Origin of the sequence: Peptoniphilus sp. oral taxon 836 str. F0141 (genome assembly GCF_000179335.1) — a bacterium.
In the GTDB taxonomy this organism is placed as follows: Bacteria; Bacillota; Clostridia; order Tissierellales; family Peptoniphilaceae; genus Peptoniphilus_A; species Peptoniphilus_A lacrimalis.
Window position 1 is genome coordinate 1 of the sequence record NZ_AEAA01000138.1, and the last position, 21,773, is coordinate 21,773.

Annotated in this window: 20 protein-coding genes and 1 tRNA gene; 6 read left to right on the plus strand and 15 right to left on the minus strand. The window is 31.7% G+C overall.

What is annotated here, in order from left to right; translation table 11 throughout:
* Window positions 1-274: LURP-one-related/scramblase family protein (locus HMPREF9131_RS07405; RefSeq protein WP_009346251.1), on the plus strand; the 274-nt coding region annotated here is incomplete at its 5' end.
* A gap of 62 nt (window positions 275-336) precedes the next feature.
* Here HMPREF9131_RS07405 and HMPREF9131_RS07410 read toward each other — a convergent pair.
* Window positions 337-693: a hypothetical protein gene (locus HMPREF9131_RS07410; protein ID WP_004824678.1), complete on the minus strand. Its 357-nt coding sequence runs from the start codon at window positions 691-693 to the stop codon at window positions 337-339.
* A 235-nt stretch (window positions 694-928) separates the two neighbouring features.
* On the opposite strand from HMPREF9131_RS07410, the gene HMPREF9131_RS07415 reads away from it, so the two are divergent.
* From HMPREF9131_RS07415 to HMPREF9131_RS07425, 3 genes are read left to right on the plus strand one after another with little or no spacing between them, the layout of a single operon-like run.
* A complete protein-coding gene (locus HMPREF9131_RS07415; RefSeq protein ID WP_009346252.1) occupies window positions 929-1,897 on the plus strand; it encodes a P1 family peptidase in 969 nt (322 codons plus the stop codon).
* Window positions 1,898-1,943: 46 nt separating this feature from the next.
* Window positions 1,944-2,705, plus strand: coding sequence for an ECF transporter S component (locus HMPREF9131_RS07420; RefSeq protein ID WP_009346246.1), 762 nt, complete (start codon window positions 1,944-1,946; stop codon window positions 2,703-2,705).
* An 18-nt stretch (window positions 2,706-2,723) separates the two neighbouring features.
* Complete coding sequence (locus tag HMPREF9131_RS07425; RefSeq protein WP_009346261.1) at window positions 2,724-3,512, plus strand: type III pantothenate kinase; 789 nt, start codon at window positions 2,724-2,726, stop codon at window positions 3,510-3,512.
* Window positions 3,513-3,622: 110 nt separating this feature from the next.
* On the opposite strand, the gene murI is transcribed toward HMPREF9131_RS07425, so the two are convergent.
* From murI to HMPREF9131_RS07455, 6 genes are all read right to left on the minus strand, one after another.
* Window positions 3,623-4,435, minus strand: coding sequence for a glutamate racemase (gene murI / locus HMPREF9131_RS07430; RefSeq protein ID WP_009346249.1), 813 nt, complete (start codon window positions 4,433-4,435; stop codon window positions 3,623-3,625).
* A gap of 123 nt (window positions 4,436-4,558) precedes the next feature.
* A complete protein-coding gene (locus HMPREF9131_RS07435; RefSeq protein WP_009346255.1) occupies window positions 4,559-6,664 on the minus strand; it encodes a TRAP transporter permease in 2,106 nt (701 codons plus the stop codon).
* Window positions 6,654-7,184, minus strand: a complete 531-nt coding sequence (locus HMPREF9131_RS07440; RefSeq protein ID WP_004824657.1) for a DUF1850 domain-containing protein — start codon at window positions 7,182-7,184, stop codon at window positions 6,654-6,656. Before HMPREF9131_RS07440 ends, HMPREF9131_RS07435 begins: the two co-directional genes overlap by 11 nt.
* The gene (locus tag HMPREF9131_RS07445; RefSeq protein WP_009346256.1) at window positions 7,184-8,245 is read right to left on the minus strand and encodes a TAXI family TRAP transporter solute-binding subunit; all 1,062 of its coding nucleotides are present in this window, start codon (window positions 8,243-8,245) and stop codon (window positions 7,184-7,186) included. The genes HMPREF9131_RS07440 and HMPREF9131_RS07445 overlap by 1 nt, the downstream gene beginning before the upstream one ends.
* 178 nt (window positions 8,246-8,423) lie before the next feature.
* On the minus strand, window positions 8,424-9,077 hold the full coding sequence (locus tag HMPREF9131_RS07450) for a PepSY domain-containing protein (RefSeq protein WP_009346266.1): 654 nt from the start codon (window positions 9,075-9,077) through the stop codon (window positions 8,424-8,426).
* 10 nt (window positions 9,078-9,087) lie between these two features.
* Window positions 9,088-10,410, minus strand: a complete 1,323-nt coding sequence (locus HMPREF9131_RS07455) for an aspartate kinase (protein ID WP_009346248.1) — start codon at window positions 10,408-10,410, stop codon at window positions 9,088-9,090.
* 261 nt (window positions 10,411-10,671) lie between these two features.
* Here HMPREF9131_RS07455 and HMPREF9131_RS07460 point away from each other — a divergent pair.
* Window positions 10,672-10,747 (plus strand) — tRNA-Lys (locus HMPREF9131_RS07460).
* A 412-nt stretch (window positions 10,748-11,159) separates the two neighbouring features.
* Window positions 11,160-12,347 (plus strand): coenzyme F420-0:L-glutamate ligase, encoded by a 1,188-nt coding sequence (locus HMPREF9131_RS07465; RefSeq protein ID WP_009346247.1) that lies wholly within the window; start codon window positions 11,160-11,162, stop codon window positions 12,345-12,347.
* A gap of 44 nt (window positions 12,348-12,391) precedes the next feature.
* Here the strand turns inward: HMPREF9131_RS07465 and HMPREF9131_RS07470 are convergent, their stop codons facing one another.
* From HMPREF9131_RS07470 to HMPREF9131_RS07505, 8 genes are all read right to left on the minus strand, one after another.
* On the minus strand, window positions 12,392-13,504 hold the full coding sequence (locus HMPREF9131_RS07470; protein ID WP_009346271.1) for an alanine racemase: 1,113 nt from the start codon (window positions 13,502-13,504) through the stop codon (window positions 12,392-12,394).
* Window positions 13,465-14,952 (minus strand): Na+/H+ antiporter NhaC, encoded by a 1,488-nt coding sequence (gene nhaC / locus HMPREF9131_RS07475; protein ID WP_009346267.1) that lies wholly within the window; start codon window positions 14,950-14,952, stop codon window positions 13,465-13,467. The genes HMPREF9131_RS07470 and nhaC overlap by 40 nt, the downstream gene beginning before the upstream one ends.
* Window positions 14,953-15,072: 120 nt before the next feature.
* Window positions 15,073-16,287 carry an aspartate aminotransferase family protein gene (locus HMPREF9131_RS07480; RefSeq protein ID WP_009346269.1) on the minus strand — a complete coding sequence of 405 codons (1,215 nt, stop codon included), beginning with the start codon at window positions 16,285-16,287 and terminating at the stop codon, window positions 15,073-15,075.
* A gap of 18 nt (window positions 16,288-16,305) precedes the next feature.
* Complete coding sequence (gene argB / locus HMPREF9131_RS07485; protein WP_004823768.1) at window positions 16,306-17,190, minus strand: acetylglutamate kinase; 885 nt, start codon at window positions 17,188-17,190, stop codon at window positions 16,306-16,308.
* Between the two features lie 13 nt (window positions 17,191-17,203).
* Complete coding sequence (argJ, locus tag HMPREF9131_RS07490) at window positions 17,204-18,427, minus strand: bifunctional glutamate N-acetyltransferase/amino-acid acetyltransferase ArgJ (protein WP_009346262.1); 1,224 nt, start codon at window positions 18,425-18,427, stop codon at window positions 17,204-17,206.
* 48 nt (window positions 18,428-18,475) lie between these two features.
* Window positions 18,476-19,528, minus strand: a complete 1,053-nt coding sequence (gene argC / locus HMPREF9131_RS07495) for an N-acetyl-gamma-glutamyl-phosphate reductase (RefSeq protein WP_004823782.1) — start codon at window positions 19,526-19,528, stop codon at window positions 18,476-18,478.
* Between the two features lie 363 nt (window positions 19,529-19,891).
* On the minus strand, window positions 19,892-20,752 hold the full coding sequence (gene aroE, locus HMPREF9131_RS07500; RefSeq protein ID WP_009346265.1) for a shikimate dehydrogenase: 861 nt from the start codon (window positions 20,750-20,752) through the stop codon (window positions 19,892-19,894).
* Window positions 20,742-21,773 carry a TRAP transporter substrate-binding protein gene (locus HMPREF9131_RS07505; protein WP_036744530.1) on the minus strand — a complete coding sequence of 344 codons (1,032 nt, stop codon included), beginning with the start codon at window positions 21,771-21,773 and terminating at the stop codon, window positions 20,742-20,744. The genes aroE and HMPREF9131_RS07505 overlap by 11 nt, the downstream gene beginning before the upstream one ends.

Consider the following 21,773-nt stretch of genomic DNA (forward strand, 5'->3'; position numbering starts at 1 on the left):
ATTAATTGAAATTAAAGAAAATTTCGCATTTTTTAAAAAATCTTTAGAGATTTCCTCTGCTGATTTCGATTTAGATGTAAAAGGAGATTATTTATCCCTAAATTTCAAAATTTTTAACAATAATGATTTGATTGGTGAAGTCGAAAAAGCTTGGCTTTCTTGGGGAGATACATTTGAATTAACTGTATATGATGAAAGTTATAGAGATCTTGTAGTGGCACTGACTATTGCTGTTGATGATATACTTGATGATGAAGCTAAAAGTCGACATTAGTTAAAATAAAAAGAATGCTATTTAAAAAATTTATGGAGAAGTATTTCTACTTCTCCATTTTTTTACTCTTTAATTTCCACTACTTTTATTTTTGAATTTTTCCATGAAGCCTCTTGCCCCAATTCATTTACAATTTCTATAAGAAGTGGGTCCTCGTCATAATCCTCATCAATGGGTTTAACTCTTATTTTTTCATCAAAAGGAATTTTTTCTACCCTATCTCCCAAATCAATAAAAGTAATTACCCTATTTGTAGATTTTTTAAGGTCTTTAATATTTTCAACTTTCTTATAATGCCTACCATCTCTTATGTAAAAATAAATTTTCTTGTTGTATTTTTTTGAGTAGTAAAGCTCGTAAACTTCAGCAGATAAGGAAAAATTCCCCAAAGGATTAAAATCAAAAACTATCTCTTTCATGAACTCACCACACTAATTATAACATAGTTTAAATTTTTACCATAGTTTTTGTAAATTTTATTTAAAAATGTCATACTAATTTTTAAGAAAATGAAAATTAAATTTTATTATATAAGCTTAATGGCTCAAAAATAAATTTTCGCATAATTTATGTCAGTCTCATTAATTATTTTGCTTTATGGAAATTCCGACAAGCTTTGTTATAATTAAATTATCTATTAAAGGAGGTTAAAAAATGTATCAAGGATTTTTGACAGATGTCGATGGGGTAAATCTTGGTCATTACCAAGATAAAAAAGCAGCTACAGGAGTAAGCGTTGCAATATTTCCTGAGGGTGCTACTTGTGGAGTTGATGTGAGAGGCTCTGCTCCAGGGACTAGAGAAACAGACCTATTAAAGGCTGAAAATCTTGTTGAAAAAGTTCATGGTGTTCTTTTATCCGGAGGCTCTAGCTACGGACTTTCTGCAGCAAGTGGCATTATGAAATATTTAGAAGAAAAAAATATAGGTATGGATGTAAGTGTTTGTAAAGTACCTATTGTTGTGGGGGCTGTAATTTTTGATTTGGGTATTGGAAATCCCTTTGTTAGACCTGATCATGAAATGGGTTACAAAGCCTCATTAAATATCAGTGATAATGATAAGAGCTTGGGAAATATTGGTGCAGGTTGTGGTGCCAGTGTTGGAAAAATTTTAGGCAATGATTATGCAATGAAATCTGGTATTGGTCAATCAAGTTTAAAAGTTGGTAATTTATTAGTTTCATCTATTACGGTTCTTAATGCTTTTGGTGATATTTTTGATTACGAAAAGTCAATTCAAATCGCAGGATGTTACGATAGGAAAAACTATAAATTTTTATCTACCGAAGACCTTTACAAAAATATGAATTCAGACTACAATGCTTTTAATAGAGCTACTAACACAACAATTTCTTTAGTAACAACCAATGCCCTTTTAACAAAAGCTAATTGTAATAAGGTCTCACAGATGGCTCATGACGGATATGCAAGAGCAATAAATCCCGTTCATACTATGTTTGATGGAGATACTATTTTTACATGTTCAACAGGAAAGGTCAAGGCAGATGTTTCCCTTGTAGGTATGCTTGCTGCAAAATCTATAGCTAGATCAATTGCCAATGCTATTTATTGTAGCCATGCCTCTTATGGATTAATATCTTATAAAGAGATTAGTAAGTAGATTCTAAATATTGAGCAGTATCATTGAGCTGCATCAGGAGGAATAAATGAATAATACATTAAGAAAAGACGGCTTAAATGCCAGGAAACTAATTTTAGTTTCTGTACTTGGGGCAATAACCATTGTTTTAGGAATGACCCCTTTGGGATTTATACCATTAGGTGTAATTAATGCGACAACTATGCATATCCCAGTAATAATAGCTAGTATTGTAGAAGGTCCTATTGTGGGAGCTTTAGTTGGTCTTATTTTCGGAATAAGTTCACTTTTAAACGCACTTTTAAAAAACGCATCGCCTGTTGCATTCGTTTTTTATAATCCTTTAATTTCCATATTTCCAAGAGTTTTAATAGGTATAACTTCATATTACGCTTGGTCTTTACTTAAAAACTTAAAAACTGACAAAATTAAAATTTTATCAAGAATTATATGGTCAGTCATTTCAATTTTTTTAGCTTTTCAATGCATTAATGGATTCGCTGATATGTCACAGTTAAATAAAATATGTATGGGGATATTTTTAGCTGCATCTCTTGCTATGACTATATATTCATTTTTAAAAATTGATGATAATTTCCCAGTAGTTGTAGGAGCTTTTATTGGCTCTATGACAAATACAATTTTTGTACTTGGTGGAATTTATTTATTTTATGCAAAAAGATATATGGAGGCTATGAATATGCCTCTTGAAAATGCCAAGGCTGCTATTCTTGGAGTATCTATAACAAGTGGGATTCCTGAAGCTATTATCTCTGTAATTATTACAAGTGCAGTGGTAAAAGCTTTAAAACTATCCAAAGAATTTTAATAATTAAGAGGTTTTTTCATGTTACTTGCCGCTAATATAAATAATAAATTTATTGAATTTGGAATATTTGATGATGAAAAATTAATAGGTAATTTCAAAATAAAAACTGACATAAATAGGTCTATAGATGAATTATCTTTTCTTATCAAGAACTTAATCATGGAAAGAAACATTAAATTACAAGATATTGATGATGTTATCGGTTCAAATGTTGTGCCAGAGTTTACAATTTTTTTTGAAAAACTTATTAAAAATTTATTTAATAAGAATGTTATTTTTGTAGGAACAGGTATAAAAACGGGTTTAGATATTAAATGCGAGAATCCAAAGGAAGTTGGTTCAGACAGGATAACCATGGCTGTAGCTGGTTTATCATCAACGAAAAGCCCGCTTTTAATAGTTAATATGTCCCATGTAACAACAATAGATATGATTAATAAAGAAAATAAATTTATTGGCGGTCTAATATTTCCCGGAATAGACCTTTGCCAAGAAGTCTTAAAAAAAGAAAGTGCAAAACTTCCTAATGTGGAGATTGTTGCTCAAGAAAAGATTATTGGCAACTCTACAAGATCTGCAATGATCTCAGGTCTATACAGGTCTTATATTAATGCCTGTAAGGGTATTATAAGCGACATAAAAAACAGTAATGACTTAAATAATGATAAGATTAATATTGTTTTAACAGGAGATTTCTCTGAGCTTTTAGATGATGTTGAAAATTCAAGCATTCATAGAGATAAATTTTTAATATTTGAAGGCTTAAAAATAATATATAATCTTAATAAAAATAATAAAAATAAATAGACTTAAATATTATTTTTATTATTTTAATAAGAATTTAATAAGAAATTAAAAAGATATAAGAGCTAGCATGTGACTAACTCTTATATCTTTTTTTAAAGATAAATTTGTAATTAATCTAATACTTTTTCACTTAAACTGATTTTGTAATCATTAACGCTGATCAATTTTTCTAAGGTACTTTTAAATTTCTCCTTATGTGAAGAAACATAAAAATCAATTGATTCTTCATCATGATCACCTAACATATCGTGGTTTTCCAAATATTCTTTAAGTTCATTTATAGTAATCTCAGCAGGGTCGACAAGTTGAACCTTCCTATCGAATTTAGCCAAAATTCTTTTAAAAGTATTTTCAACTATAGGAAAATGAGTACAGCCTAAAATCAAAGTATCATATTCAAAATCCTCAAATTTATCTAAATATTTATTGATGACAGGCACTATTACTTCATCTCTTAAATCCCCATTTTCAATGGCAAGGACAAGATCTGGACAGCCTATCTCCTTTATATAAATATTTGATGAATAGGATTCAAAAAACTTATCATATACCCCACTATTAACTGTACCTTCTGTTGCAAGTAAAGCTACTTTTTTTGATTTACTCTTGTGCAAAGATTCTTTGACTGCAGGCTCAACAACGCCAAAAATTGGAAAATCAAAAAGTTCTCTTGCTTTTTTTATTCCATAACACGTTGCCGTATTGCAAGCTATAACAGCCATTTTTACATTTTTGCTTCTGAAAAATTCCATTGCTTGGCAGGTATATCTTTCGATATCTTCTTTGCTTCTAACTCCATATGGCATTCTAAGCGTATCCCCATAATATATATATGATTCTCTAGGAATTTCACCTAAGGATACTTTAAGAACACTTAAACCACCCACTCCAGAATCAAAAAAACCTATTGACCTGTTATCCACTAACTTACACCTCTCAAAAAGAACCTCTAATTAAAATTTTTTTATTATTAGGCTTTGGGAAACCTTGATATTAAACAATAAAATGGTTACAAGTATAAAATACTTGCAACCTAAATTTTTAAACTATGCTGCTTGCGCTTTATTTTTATTCAATAACTTTTGACTAATAAAAATTAAAGCTAAGGCACCTAAGCCTATAATATCAGTTAAAGTGTTGGGGTCAAGAAGTCCTAGAGCGGCAATTATAAGTATTATTCTTTGCCATGATCTTAATCTACCAAACAGATACCCTTCTACACAACCTGCCAGACATATTGTTCCTATTAAGGCTGTTGCAATATTAGGAAGAGCTGCTGTTATCGGCAACCACGAAATTGTCGTTCCTACTACCTTATCTATCATTACTAGATGTGGATTTATACAGAATATATACGGTATTATAAATGCCCCAAGGGCCAGTTTAAATGCCTGGAATCCTGTCTTCATAGAGTTTGCTCCCGCAATTCCAGCTCCTGCATAAGCTGCTAGGGCAACTGGTGGAGTAACGTCAGCAACTACACCAAAGTATAGGATAAATAAGTGAGCACACATCAAGTTTACACCAAGTTTTGTTATAGCTGGAACAGCCATTGTAGCAAGTACAATATATTTTGCTGTTGTTGGAAGTCCCATACCTAAAATAATTGAAGAAATCATGGTTAATATTAATGTTGGAATCAGTCTTCCTTGAGCTATTTTTACTATTACTTCAGCTATCTTTAATCCAAATCCTGTTAATGTAACTACGCCTACAATCATACCGGCACAAGCACAGGCACAAGCAACTCCTAGAGCACCTTTAGCACCTGATTCCATTGCTTGCAGAACTGATTTATATGTGAATGATCCGTCTTTTTTAACTAATGCAGCGATAAATGCTACTACAACACCTACAACTATACCAGCAAGAGCTGCGTTCATAGGTGGTTGTTGTTTCACTAACATATATACTATAGCAATTAATGGAAATAGTAAATAGCCTTGCTTTAAAATTATATTAGAAATTTTTGGCAACTGTTCTCTAGGTAGACCTTTAAGCCCTATTTTACAAGCTTCCAAGTGAACCATAGTACCAACTGCAATATAATATAATACAGCAGGTATAACTGCAGCCTTAACAATTTCTATATATTGGAATCCTGTGAAGTCAGCCATAATAAATGCAGCGGCACCCATAACTGGTGGCATAATTTGTCCACCTGTTGATGAAGTTGCTTCAACGGCTCCAGCATAATAAGGAGCATATCCTACTTTTTTCATAAGCGGAATTGTAAAAGCACCTGTAGTTACAGTATTAGCAACTGATGAACCTGAGATTGAACCCATAAGTCCAGAAGATACTACTGAAGTCATGGCTGGACCTGATCTTGTTGAACCTGTCAATGCGTAAGCAAAATCAATGAAGAATTGACCTACACCTGTCTTATCCAAGAATGAACCAAACAATATAAACATAAATACGAAAGTTGATGAAACTCCTAATGGAGTACCCATAATACCTTCTGTAGTCATATACATATGAGAAACAATTCTTGTAATTCCGAATCCTCTATGATTTAAGATTCCCGGCATATGTCTACCAAAATATGCAAATAATAGAAATACTATTGTTACTATAGGAAGTTCCGGTCCTACAACTCTTCTTGTTACTTCAAGGGTAAGTAAAATTGCAAGTATACCGAAAACTTCATCTATGGTACTCATTTTACCGCCCTTCAAAGCTATGTATTCTATGTTTGTAAATATATATCCCCATACAACTATGGATAAAATTATTAATATCCAATCAGGTATATCAATTTTATTTTTGCTTGATTTTTTAAAACCTGGATATAAGGCAAATCCTAGTGAAAAAGCAAAGATTAAATGTAAAGACCTTTGTTGCATAGCAAGTAGTGTTCCCCTTGCTGCTGTAAATAAATGGAAAGCTGACATAAGAATTGCTACAACAGTAACAAGTAGTGCAGTTTTTCCTGATAATTTACGAAGCTTGCTTGAATCTAGGTCATACTTTTCCAAAAGTTCATCGACATTTTTTGTTGCCTTTTTTGTATCAGTTAAATCACCCAATTCACCATGACCTACATTATTATTGACTTCATTTATGCCTTTGTCTTTTTCATTAGCATTATCAGTTTTTATTTCTTCATTAAGATTTTCATTTTTGTTTTCTAAATTTTTATCTACCAACTTGGCACCTCCTTAATAAATAGTTAAAAATAGAAATCCTTTTTGTTGAAAATTCTAAAGCTTCACGAGGCTCAGAAAATTCAAGAAAATATTCTAACTTATTACCAATTTTAAGTCTGTGGTTAGCTCTTACTGCCCCTGTCCTATAGATAAAAGAATCAAAAGGTTCATTTATATCATAAAGAACAAAATCTCCACCTTTTTCATGCTTAAACTTATAAATCAAGTTTACCGGCAATCCAGCACCTTGAGAGTTATACCTTTCTTCCATCAGAATAAGCTTATCTCCCTTTGCCTTATACCACTCACTTGTTTCTGTAAGCATAACCGAATGGGTATAAATAATTCCAAATAAGCTATCTTTTTTAATATATTCAACTTTTTTTAAGTCTTTTGTGAAATTGTCCCTTATGAATAGAACATTAATCTTTATTAAAGAAAGACAGAGAATTATAGCAATAAGAATAAAGAGAATTGGAAGAAAAATCTTTCTTCCAATTTTCTTATTATTTAATTTCATTATTTTTTAACTTCATCAAAGAATTTTTGAGCACCTGGATGTAGGTCGATACTCATACCATCTAATGCTGTATCAAGAGAAATATCTCCACCTCTTGCGTGAGATTCTTTCATTACATCAAGGTTGTCAAATAATAACTTACAAATGTTATAAGCATCTGCATCTGCCATTTCAGAACTTACTACTAACATTGATTGAACTGCAACTACAGAAACGCTGTCCTTTTGGTTTCTATATTCTTTTGGATTAACATCCATGTGAACATAGTAAGGATATTTTTTGATTAATTCATCAGCCTTATCTGCTGCTATTGGTACTAAATGTACATCATAAGTTGTAGCAAGTTCAGTAACTGCTGAAGATGGAATAGCCGCAACAACAAATGCTGCATCAATTTGTCCACTCTTAATTTGGTCTGCAGATTCTGAGAATGATAAGTGGTCACATTTTCCTAAATCATCATAAGTTAATCCGTAAAGTTCAAGAATTTGTTTTGCGTTAACTTCAACACCTGAACCAGGGTCGCCAACTGCAACTTTCTTACCCTTCATGTCTTCTACTGATTCTATACCTGAATCATTAGAAGCAATTATTTGAACAATTTCAGGATATAAAGTACAAAGTCCTCTGATATTTTCAAGTTTATTTCCTTCAAAATGTTCTTTACCATTTACAGCATAGTAAGAAACATCATTTTGTACTAGGGCAATTTCTGCATCTCCCTTGTTAATTAATTCCAAGTTTTCAACAGAAGCTCCAGTTGCTTGAGCAGTTGCTGTATATCCTAGGTTTGCTCCATTTAAAATATTAGAAAGAGCTCCCCCAAGAGGATAATATGTACCTCCTGTACCACCCGTTGCTATAGATATATAGCCACCTTCTGTTTCTTGTGTTCCTTCAGCTTTAATTGTTGCATCACTTGATGCTGCTGCGTTTTCTGTAGCGGTAGCGTTTTCTTTGTTAGCTTTATTGTCAGCCTTATTTGTGCCTCCACAAGCTGTGAAAGAAAGAGCCACCATGACCAATGTCATAACTAATGCGAATAGTCTTTTTTTAGTCATAATAATCCTCCTTATTAAATTTTCCAAATAAACTAAATAGAGTATTTGTTTATCTGTCAATATTATTTTAACTTAAAGGAAAACAATTGTCAATTCCATATTTGTAAATAACTTTAATAATTTTTTATTATTTAATAGAAAAAAAGACCTTACACACACGAAGGTCTTAATTAAAATTCTACTCAGATAGATCTTTTTCTAAAAGTTCTCCACTTTCTAAATTATAAGTGAATTCAGCTTCCTTACCTTGAGAATTTTCTAGTTCAACATCAAATTTACTTATTCCATCATCAAAATATAAGGAATAATCTTTCAATAAATAATCTTGACCTGCTTGAGCAATAGATTTATTAACCAAATCATCAATTCCACCAAGCATATCTGCAAGTATTATAGCAGTTGAAGATGTCTTTTCCTTTTTTGATTTATCTCTTATTATTGAACTGTCCGTAGCATTAATTTCTACTTCGTATTCTCTTTCTTGATCATAAGCTTCAACTTCATATTTAGCTAATTTTTTATCTAAATCTTTAGAAAATGAAAATTCATTAATATTTGTATTTGGATGCAAGTCATTAAACTTTTTAAAAGCATCTTCCTTAGTTAAATTTACATTTACATCTTTAGTTAAATTTTTATCACTTGCAGATTCATTATTTATATTATCCGTCTTATTATTTCTATTGTTATTGTTTTTTAATTCCTTATCTTGGCTAGCATCCATCTTATTATTTGTATTATTTATATTTTTGTTGGTATTAGTATTTGTCACATTTTTGGCACATGCACTCAATAAAATAAGGGATAAAGCTAATCCAATTATCTTTTTCATAATATTCCTCCTAGTCTAGAAAGGCATGATAAATTGATTTTATGGCATTTTCAAAATCTTTTTCATCTATACCTACAATTATATTCATTTCTGACGAACCTTGGATTATCATTTGTATATTAATATTTTCCTTGGCTAAGGCATTGAATAGTTTTGCTGAAACACCTATATGCTTAATCATTCCCCTACCAACAACAGAAATCAAAGCAATTCCCTTTGTAACTTTGACTTTATCAGGCCTTAAAAATGTTTTGATTTCAGATATGATTGAATCTATTCCGCCTGTTAAATATTTATCAGAAATTATTAATGATACTGAATCAATACTTGAAGGCATATGCTCGATAATAACATTATTAACCTCCATAACTGACATTAATTTCCTATGGAAGCCTTTTTCGTTATTCATCTTTGTTTTTTCAATATTTATTACTGTAAAATTTTTTCTGCCTGCAATTCCTGTAACGCCACTTGTGTTCTTATCAAGGCTAGCTTTTTCATCTGGAACTATCATAGTTCCCTTATCATCTGGTTTAAAGGTATTCTTTATTATAACAGGAATTCCAGCCTTAGAAACTGGAAGTATTGCTTCTTCATGAAGAATACTTGCACCAGCATAAGAAAGCTCCCTCAATTCCCTATATGTTAAGACATCAATATGTCTTGGGTTTTTAACGATTTTTGGATCGCAAGTCATAAAACCTGAAACATCAGTCCAATTTTCGTATAAATCGCTCTTTAAACCTGCGGCAATAATTGAGCCTGTCAAATCTCCTCCGCCTCTAGAAAAAGTTCTGATATTACCATCATTATCACTGCCATAAAAACCAGGAATTACATAAGATTTTCCGCTTTCTCTTAATTTATAAATTTCATCATAAGATTTTTCTTCAAGAAAAAATCCCTTATCATCAAATAAGATTAAATTTTTTGCATCAACAAACTCATATCCCAAAAAGTTAGCTAATATTTGTGCATTAATAAATTCACCACGACTAGCTATATATTCACGAGATTTTCCTTCTCTCAAGTCTTTATCCAAATTACTCAAAGCTGAATCTATATCAAAAGTAATATCAAGATTATTTACAATTTCTCTATATTTCATATTAATTGAATCTAAAATCTCACTATAATTAATCTTGTTACTTGCTAAATCATAGGATAAGTAAAGAAGGTCTGTAATTTTACTATCTGATGCATTTGCCTTTCCAGGCGCCGATGCAACAATAAATTTTCTATTTTCATCAGCTTTTACTATCTGAAAAACTTTTTTAAATTTATTGGAATCTCCTAATGATGAGCCGCCAAATTTAGAAACTATTATTTTCATCCTATCTCCCCCTATAACATTACATTTTACGGATTAAAAAAACTTTAGTCAATAGGTAATTTCTATTAGATTAAATATTGCAATTTGTTAATCTAATTAATACTTTATAATACATTAAGAAAAATTCTAAAAACTCCCATAAAATTAGATATAATTTCATGAATAAATTACTTTTTTTGTAAAAAAAACTTGACAAAAATATTAAAAATCCTTTATAATATACCTTGTCGCTAAATAAAAAATAAATTATTTTTTACTTGTGCACCTTTAGCTCAGATGGTAGAGCAACTGACTCTTAATCAGTGGGCCCAGGGTTCGAGTCCCTGAAGGTGCACCATTTTATTTGTATTTTTAGTTTCTGTTATTTTCTAAAAATACTGACCAAACACTTGTTGATTTTATCTGCAAGTGTTTTTTATTTTTTATCAGATTTTCAAGTCTTAATTGATACTTTTCTCTAATTTAATTTTTATTACTAATAATTTAAGTCAATTTTAAGATTGCCAAATCACTTAGTAACAAATCAGATATTCAAAATTTGATTAAAAAAATCTAATAAGGGTAATTTAGAATGGATATAGATTATAATTTTATTATTGAAATTATAATTTATACTATATTCTAATCTTTTTGCAAATAATTTTATAAAAATTAAAAAAATATTTAAATTTTTGTTTTACTTTTTAAAAAAGATGGAGTATAATTTTCAAGTAAAAAAATAATTTTTTTAAACCTTGGGAGGTTAGTATATGACAAGATATGTTGGTACAGTTGTTCGTGGTATTCGTACACCTATTGTAAAAAGTGGTGACGAATTGGTTTCTATAGTTAGAGATTCATTAAAACTCGCAACTGATGCTGAAAATATTCAAATCCGTGATAGGGATGTTGTTGCTGTTACAGAATCTTTGGTAGCTAGAGCTCAAAATAATTATGTTAATGTTGACCAAATAGCTAAAGATTTGAATGCTAAATTTGATAAAGAAATAGGTATTGTTTTTCCTATTCTAAGTCGTAACAGATTTTCAACTATTTTAAGAGCTATTGCTAAGACTGGAAAGAAAATTCATATTCTTTTCTCTTACCCTTCAGACGAAGTTGGTAATGCTCTTATGAGTCCTGATCTTTTAATTGACAAAAAGATTAATCCCTATTCAGATGTATTAGAAGAAAAAGACTACAGAAGAATTTTTGGACCTGTAGTTAAACATCAATTTACAGGTATTGACTATGTAAGTTTATATAAGGATATATGCAAAGATAATGACTGCGAAATTCATTTTTCTAATAACCCTGTCACAATTTTAAAATATACTGACGAAGCATTAATTTGCTCCACTCACACACGTTTTAATATTAAAAGAATTTTGAAGGATGCAGGTGCTAAAGTTTGTCTTGCTCTTGATGATATCATGACTGAAAGTATTGATGGTAGTGGCTTTAACGAACAATTTGGTCTACTTGGTTCAAACTATGCATCAGACTCAAGACTAAAGTTATTCCCTAGAAATGGTCAAGATTTTGTAGATAATTTACAAAAATCACTAAAAGACTTATATGGAAAAGAAATAGAAGTTATGATTTATGGAGATGGTGCTTTCAAAGACCCAGTTGGAAAAATTTGGGAACTTGCTGACCCAGTTGTTTCTCCTGCTCATACAAAAGGACTTGTTGGTCAACCAAATGAATTAAAAATAAAATATATTGCTGACACAGACCTTAAAGATATGAATACCGAAGAAGCTACTAAAGCTATGAAAGATAAGATTTCTCACAAAAATGCAAATTTAGTTGGAACTAATGAAACACTAGGAACCACTCCAAGAAGAATTACAGACCTTCTTGGTTCACTATGCGACTTGACCAGTGGTAGTGGTGATAAGGGAACTCCAGTTATTTTAATCCAAGGTTATTTCGACAATTTTGCAAGTGAATAATATTAATTTAATTTTAAAAGGACTTCTGCATTGAAGTCCTTTTTTTAATCTCTAACTATTAATCTTACTGTATTTGTGTTAGTAAGATATATCAAGTTTGAATATGAAATTTTAAACTTGATTATATCTCCAACTTTTGTTGGCTCTTTTGCATTAGTAACATCTAAAATTGTATGGTCAGATGATGCTCCAAGTACCTTAATATTCTTATCGAATGCTTTAAGAGCGAAGGGATCATTACCATAATCTAGTTTACCAATAGAAACAATTGCCCTTGTATGAATACCTATATCTTCATATTCAACAACATTTCCAAAGGCATCTACACCTCTTTGACCTACAGGAAAAGAAGGCTTTGTTTCCACCTCTACTACTTGAGTCCATAATTCAAAAACATCATCATGCAAATAGTCAAGGTCAAGTCCCCAAGTACCAAGACCCATTAACACTGACTCACCCAGCCTTAATTCATTAATACCTTCAGGGATTTTTTTATCTAACAAGGTTAATAATGAAGAAGAACCTCCTCCAGAAACTATATCAATTTTTCTATTAATTCTTTTTTCGATTTCATCTTTAATATCGACAAGTTCTTGAAGTTTTTCCGGAGTTGCAACAATAGAGCCATAACATCCTAAATTAGTTCCTACTCCTGCTAAATATAAATTATCGTATTCATTTTCAATTTTTAAAGCTTCTTCAAATAGATGATCTTTATTCCAGAAGCCTTCTCTCAGATCCCCTATATCTGCCATTAAAACAATTTTATGAATAAGTCCTTGTTTTTTTGCAGCTTCATTTATTAATTTAATTACACTAGGGTCTGACTGCAAAGAAATTTGGCAAATTCTCACAAGTTCATCTACTTCAGAAGGCATAGAAATTCTTATGCACATCAGAGGTGTTTGCAAATTTAATTCTTTGATCACGTTTAGCTGTTCTAATCTTGACGAAGCAATAAAATCAACCTTTCCATCATAAACTTTAGCAATTTCAGCAATGCCGTTAAAGCCTTTTATAACTCCAACTATTGATACATTATAAATTTGGCAACGCTTAGTAAGCGCTGCCAAATTATCTCTAAGTTTATTTAAATTGCAAACAATATAAGGATAAGTTAAATACGAACTGTTCCGTCTATTGGTTTTGTTGGCCATGTTACTACCTTAGAATTTGCTTGTTTAGCATTTAATCTATTACCTTCCATATCAGCACATGTTAAACCTGCAAGTGCCATAATAGCAACTACTATAGGCATAGTGTAGTTGAAGAATAGGTAAGGTAAGTATTGTCCTACACTCATCTTTAATGTTGTTGACATATAAACACCACAAGTGTTCCATGGAATCATTGCACCTGAAACTGTACCTGCACCTTCAAGAGCATTTGATAAAGTTTTTGGATGTAGACCCATGTTGTGATATTCTTCTGCATACATACGACCAGGAACTACGATTGAAATGTATTGTTCTGGCATTGTAGCATTAGATGCGAAACAAGTTACTTCTGTAAGAATAACAAGTTTTGCTGGTGTGTTAGCAAGTGGTTTTAACTTATTAACAATAACTTGAAGTTGTTTTGTATCTTCCATGATACCACCGAACATCATAGCTATTAAAGTCATGGAAACTGAATTCATCATGTTCATTAGACCACCAGTTGAAAGTAGATTATCTACTGATTCAAGTCCTGTTTCAGAAACAAATCCGTTCATACCACAGTCAAGTATTGTACCTAAATTTGAATTTCCAAATAAAGCACCCATTACTGCACCAACAAAAGCTCCTATAGCTATACCAGGAATAGCTGGCATTTTCATAGCTACACAAACAATAACTACGACAGGTGGAACTAATAGGAATGGGTTGATTGTAAATGAAGCTTTAAGAGCATTTGAAATTTCAGCAACTGAACTTAAGTCAGCTCCACCACCTTGATAATAATGGAACCCTAATGCTCCGAAAAATATAATTGATAGTGTATACGCAACAACTGTTGGTAAAATCATGAACTTAACGTGAGTTATAACGTCAGTACCTGCCATAGCTGGTGCTAAGTTTGTTGTGTCTGATAATGGAGACATTTTATCGCCAAAGTATGCTCCTGAAAGACAAGCACCTGCTGTTGCTGCTGGGTTAATTCCAAGTCCTAATGAAATACCCATAAGAGCGATACCCATTGTACCAACTGTACCCCAAGAAGTACCAGTTGCAAGGGATGTAATTGAACATATAATTAAAGCTGCTATTAAGAAGATACTTGGGTGAATAATCTTTAATCCATAATAAATCATTGCTGGTACAACACCTGCATCTACCCAAATACCAACTAATATACCTATGATAATCAAAATAATTACTGATTGAAGGGCTTTATAAATACCGTCCATCATCATTTTTTCAATTCTATCCCACTTATATCCAAGTTTTAATGCCATTAATGCTGCTGCGCAAGCACCAACAAACATTGGAACGTGTGGGTCAACATGATAAACTATAATACCTACTGCTAATACGCCAATTAAGATAGCTAATGATAATAATGCTTCCCAAAGATGAGGCATTCTGCCTTCTTTTATCTCTTGTTGTTTTTTGTTATTTTCCATAATATAAAAACCGCCTTTTAATAAATCGTTTTCTTAAGTTATTTAAAAAAATTTAAATCCTAAGATTTATTTTTGTTTTGCTTGGCAGCAAATCTGCCAAGCAAAATCTAATTAAATTAATTATTTACCAATTTCAGTTAGCACTTGTTCAAGAATTTCTAGTGCATCGTCTAATGTTTCTTTTGGTATATTTAAAGCTGGAACAAATCTTAATACATTTCCTGCTGTACAGTTAAGGATAAGACCTTTTTCAAAACATGGATTTGTTACTACGTGAGCATCTTCCACATCAAGAACTGCACCAACTATTAAACCTCTACCTCTAACTTCCTTAATAACTGGATGTTTTTTCTTCATTTCATTTAATCTTTCTTGAAGGTAAGCACCCATTTCTTGAGCTCTTTCAGGAAGTTTGTTTTCAATAATAGCTGTTAAAGCTGCTGCTGCAGTAGCTGTAGCTATTGGGTTACCACCGTAAGTAGTTCCGTGGTTACCTGGTTTTAATACATCTGCGAATTTTCCTCTAGCACAGAATGCACCAATTGGAATACCATTACCTAAAGCTTTTGCAAGTGTCATAACGTCTGGTTCAACGCCATATCCTTGGTGAGCAAATAGATATCCAGTTCTTCCGCATCCAACTTGAACTTCATCAAAGATTAAAACAATATCTTTTTCAGTACAGAATGCACGAAGTTCTTTTAAGAATTCTTCAGTACATGGAATAACTCCACCTTCACCTTGTACAGGTTCGATGATTATTGCAGCTGTGTTTGCATTATATTCTTGTTTAACAGATTCCATGTCATTTAGAAGTGCATATCTAAATCCTGCTGGAAGTGGTTCAAAACCTAAGTGAGATTTATCTTGTCCAGTAGCTGTTAATGTAGCTAAAGTTCTTCCATGGAAAGATTGTTTGAAGCTTATAACTTCATATCTTTCTGGATGTCCTTGCATTTTTTGATATTTACGAGCAAGTTTCATTGCTCCTTCGTTTGATTCAGCACCTGAGTTACTGAAGAAAACTTTATCCATGCAAGAATTTTCAATAATAATTTTTGCTAGTCTAACACCTGGTTCAATGTAGAAATAGTTTGCACATTGAGTAAGTGTAGCTGCTTGTTCTTGAGTAGCTTTAACTACATCTGGATAGCAATGTCCTAATGCATTAACTGCAACGCCTTGTAATAAGTCAATATATTTCTTTCCATCAGCATCCCAAAGGTAAGAACCTTCACCTTTTACCATGCCAACTTCATATTGACCATAAGTATCCATAGTGTACTTTTTACCAGCAGCAACTACGTCCTTATTATTTGTAAATTTTTCATTCATTGGTATTACCTCCTTTAATTACCACTTAATTCCAACGCTATCTTTAGCTTCACCAACAACAGTTCCATGTCCGCCTTCTGCAACGAAAGCTTCATATAAGATACTATGTGGCTTTCTACCATCCATAATATGGACTTGGTTTACGCCATTATTGATAGCTTCAACACAACTATCAACCTTTGGAATCATTCCTCCAGCTATAGTTCCTATTTCCTTAAGTTTAGTAACATCTTTAATATTTAAATAACTGATGACATCTTTGACTTTTATATCATTGCAAAGACCTTCAATATCAGTTAATAAAATCAATTTTTCTGCCTTTAAAGCTGATGCCAAAGCCCCAGCTGCAGTATCTCCATTAATATTGTATGAATTTCCTTTATCATCTGCTCCTATTGGAGAAATGATTGGAATATATCCTGCTTTAATAAGAGCATCTATAGGTTCTGCATTTACTGAAAGGACTTCTCCTACATAACCATAATCATAGTCTGATTGATTTTTCTTGCAGAAATAAATTCTTCCATCAGAACCTGATAAGCTTACAGCTTTACCACCTAAAGCACTTACTTTTTTAACCAAATCTGCACTTACAGAGCCTGAAAGAACCATCTCAACAACTTCAATTATTTCTTTAGTGGTTACTCTCAAACCGTTTACAAATTCGCTTTCAATGTTTAGTCTTTCAAGCATTCTATTGATAGCTGGTCCGCCACCATGAGAAAGAACTACATTAACACCAAGTGCCTGTAAAAGTACAGCATCTTCGATAACTGCATTTTTAACTTCTTCGTTAATCATGGCATTTCCGCCAAATTTAACTACTACTGTTTTTCCTTTATATTGGTTTATAAAGGGCATAGCTTCAATTAAAGCGTTAACTTTTTCTTCTATATTTATCAAATTATCCTCCTTATTAAGAACGATAATCCCCATTGATTTTTACATAATCATATGTCAAGTCGCATCCGTAAGCTGTTGCGCAAGCATCTCCGTCATGTAAATCAACAGTAATGTAAATTTCTTCTTCAGATAAAATTTCTTTAGCCTTATCTTCGTCAAAGTCAGTACCGAATCCGCCTTCCATAACTGCTATTTTACCAGCTTTACTTTCTAGGAAGCAATCCGCCTTTGATACATCAAATTTTGCTCCAGAATAACCAGCTGCAGCCATAATACGTCCCCAGTTGGCATCTTTACCATAAATAGCAGTTTTTACAAGAGATGAACATACTATTGACTTAGCAACAAGTCTTGCATCTTTATCAGTTGGAAGGTTGTTAGCATGTGAAACTATCATATGAGTAGCACCTTCACCATCTCTAGCTATTCTTAAAGTAATATCTAAGCAAATTTCTTTTATAAGTTTTGCGAATTTTTCTTTGTCTTCTTTAGTTTTTATTTCGACTCCACTAGCTCCATTAGCTATTAAGAACAAAGAGTCATTAGTAGAAGTATCTCCATCAACAGAAAGCATATTGAAAGTATCGTCTACGCTTGCTGATAAATACTTTTGAAGTTCAGCTTGTTCAATCTTAGCATCAGTAGTTATATAAACTAGCATTGTTGCCATGTTTGGATGAATCATACCACTACCTTTTGCCATAGCTCCGATAGTAACTTTACCACCAGAAAATTCTACTTCCATGGCAGATTCTTTTTTAACTGTATCAGTAGTCATGATTGCATAAGCTGCATCAGTACCTTGTTCTCTACTTAGAGTTGGTACAATCTTTTCAAGACCTTTAAGAGCTTTTTCTACTGGTAATTGTTGACCAATAACACCTGTTGAAGAAACAAATACTTGATCTTCGCCTAGTCCTAAAAGTTCTTCAGCTTTCTTTTCAACAGCTTTTGCATTATCAATACCTTTTTGACCAGTAGCTGCATTAGCAATACCTGAATTGATAACAACTGCTCTAGCTTTTCCCTTCTTTAAGATTTCTCTATCAAGAATTACTGGAGCTGCGCAAAAAACATTAGTTGTAAATACAGCTGCACAAGTTGCTTCCTTTTCAGAATAAATAACTGCTAAATCAGGCTTTTCAGGATTTTTGCTTTTGAATCCACAATAAGTAGCACCCGCTAAAAATCCCTTAGGTGAAGTAATCCCTCCACCTTCAATTTTTTTGTAATCCATATATTTCTCCTTTCGATAGGTTTTATAAATATAATAATAGATTATTAATTATGGATACATTGGTGGACGTAATAGTCCTGTAGTTTCAGGTTTTCCAAAAATGATATTCATATTTTGGATAGCTTGTCCTGCTGCTCCCTTGCCTATATTATCAATTACAGAAGAAATTATAAATCTCTTAGTTCTTGCATCATAAGATGGGCTTATGCAACAGAAGTTAGTTCCAGCTGTCCATTTTGTTTCAACTGGTTTTGAAGCAGGATATACATGAACGAATGGTTCATCTTTATAATGTTTTTGATATAATTCATAAAGATCTTCATTTGAAATGTCATGATTTGAAGTTGCATAAATAGTAGCTTCAATACCACGAATTTGTGGAGACAAGTGTGGTTGGAAATTAATCATTTGATGTTTTCCAGTAATATATTCGATGTTTTGTTCGATTTCTGGAGTGTGACGGTGTCCACCACCTAATGAATAAGCTCTGAAACTGTTTTCAGATTCTGTAATCATTTTGTTTAACATTGGTCTTCTACCAGCTCCAGTGTATCCGCTCTTAGCATCAATAATGATAGTATTTTCAACTACAAATCCTTCCTTAAGAATTGGCATTAATCCAAGAGTTGAAGCTGTTGGATAACATCCTGGGTTAGAAATAAGATTTTGACCCTTTGCATCTTTTCTATTCATTTCTGGGATACAATATACACAGTTCCTTGTCATTTCAGGATATGTATGTTTAATTTTGTACCATTTTTCATAAACTGCTGGATCACGGAAACGTAAATCTGCACCGAAGTCTATAAATTTCTTTCCACCTTTGAGAACCTTATCAGCAAGTTCACAAGTAGTACCTGCATCAACTGCTGCTAAAACTACATCACTAGCTTCAATAAGTTTACGAAGAGATTCATCAGAAGTATCCAAGATTTCCATGTCATGGAATCCTTGTAATTGTGGGTGAACATTTTGAATTAAATCACCTTTTGCGAATGCATCTGCAACCATTTGAAGTTCAGCATCTGGATAATTTACCATTAATCTTAGGAATTCGCCGCAAGCATAAGCAGCTGCTCCTACAACTGAATATTTAATCATTAATATTGTAGCTCCTTTCTACCTATAAAATTTTTCAGAAGTAAATATTTATTACTTCACTTCTTGTTTAATATTCTATAACTTATTTTAAATTATTTCAAGTCAATTTTTTATGTTAAAGATATAACAAAGTAAATTTTTTTGCATTTTTTTATTATATTTCTTATTAAATTTACTATGAGTTAAATTTATCCCTATAATAATAAAATTTTTTATTAACATACTTTTCTTTTTATTAAACTAAGTTACTAAAACTAACTTGTCTAATTTGATATTTGCCTAATAATCTGTAATTTTTTTTAAAAAATAAATAAAATCTACAAAAAAAATAAGCTCAACTTACAGAGCTTATTTGATTTCTTGTCATTTTAATAATTTTACTATTCGTTCTTTAACCAGTTTGGTATCCATTTCCTCACCTGTCCAGATATTAAAAGAAATAGCACCTTGATTTATCATCATGTCAATCCCATTGAAAACCTTTAACCCATAGGATTTTGCTTTTCTAAGTAGGGTTGTTTCTAATGGTGAATATATTATGTCATAGATAATTACTGGAAAACCTCTCAAATATTCCGGATCCATTGGGCTATCATCTTTTGACCTTCCCATGCCTATAGGCGTTGCATTTATTACTAGGCTCATTTTTTCTAAATTTTGGGCGAAGTCCTGTTGATCTTTTGTTAAAATTATTTCAAGTCCTTTTATTTTTTCTTCTAATCTTTTTTTTACATTTTTTGCCTTATCAAAATCTACTTCCTTAACATAAAGCCTTTTTAATCCCTGTAAACCTAAACAAGTTGCTATAGCAGAGCCTGCTCCTCCAAGGCCCATTATTCCAAAAGTTTTCCCTTTTATATCAATTGAGTTATTTTTTAATGATTTTACAAATCCACGCCCATCTGTATTATATCCCTTTATTTTTTTATTTTCGTCAATTAATATTGTATTGCAAGATCCAATTATTTGTACCTCATCAGAGGCTTCATCTAAATATTTGACTATTTCTATTTTGTTGGGGTAGGTTATATTTGCCCCTTTTGCACCGACAATTTTAAGAGTTTCTAATACTTTTCCTAAGTCTTTCTTACCTGTTGGTAAACATAAATATACATAATCCTTTTTTACTTTATTAAAACTTAGATTATGCATAAAGGGAGAAAGGGAGTGACTGATGGGATCACCCAAAAGACCTATAAGTTTTGTATTTCCACTAATATTCATTTTTTTCAGACCTTTCTATTTCACTTTTAAATAAATTAATTAAATCTTTATCCACTTGATTTTCCATATCAAGCCATATAGATTTTGATGCTTCTTTCATATCTTTATAAAGTTGTGGAGATAAATCTTTATTAATACAACCATAATCTTTGATTATTTTTAATCTACCTTCATATCGTAAATCTGTTTTTGCCCTTGCTATTTGTTTTGCTTTTTGAGCTGATTCGTCTATTGTTTTTTGCAAATCTTCAGGTAAATCGTTAAGTACTTTTTCTGAACCTATAAGCATTAAAGAATGTAGTATATGATTCGTATTTATAATATATTTTTGTTTTTCGTAAATTTTTGATGCTACTATAAGTTCAAGGGGATTTTCTTGTGCATCTATAAAACCCTGTTCAAGCCCAATATAAACTTCAGGCCATGCCATAGGTGTGGGATTTGCACCTATTGCTTTCCAAAAAGCTATATGATTTTTATTTTCCATGGTCCTAATTTTTATACCCTTAAAATCCTTAATGCTATTTATATTCTTATTTGAAGACATTAATCTAAATCCCTGATCTGCTATTGCTAATAATCTCAAATCCTTTTCCTTATAATAGCTTTTGAGCTTGTCGTAAAGAGGACCATCGAGAACCTTTCTTGCAATTTTAAGATTTTTAAAAGCCATTGGCGCATCAAAAATTGCGGCTTGAGGCACAAAAGATACTTGAGGGGCGCTTGTCCCTACACAAAAACTTATATTTCCATTTTGGACAGCTTCAATAAGTTCTGAATCAGATCCCAGTTGGGAATTTGGATAGGTGTTCATTTTTATCCTTCCCTTAGAATCTTCTTCCAAAATACGGGCAAATTCATTCATAAAAATTCCTGTTACTGTATCTTCTTGAGAATCACAAGCTATATATAAGTTATAGACATCCACTTTATGATTTTTTCTCCTATTGCCAGTTTGTAAACATGAAGTTTGGCTTAATAGTAACATTATAACAATACAATTTATAATAATTTTTTTCAT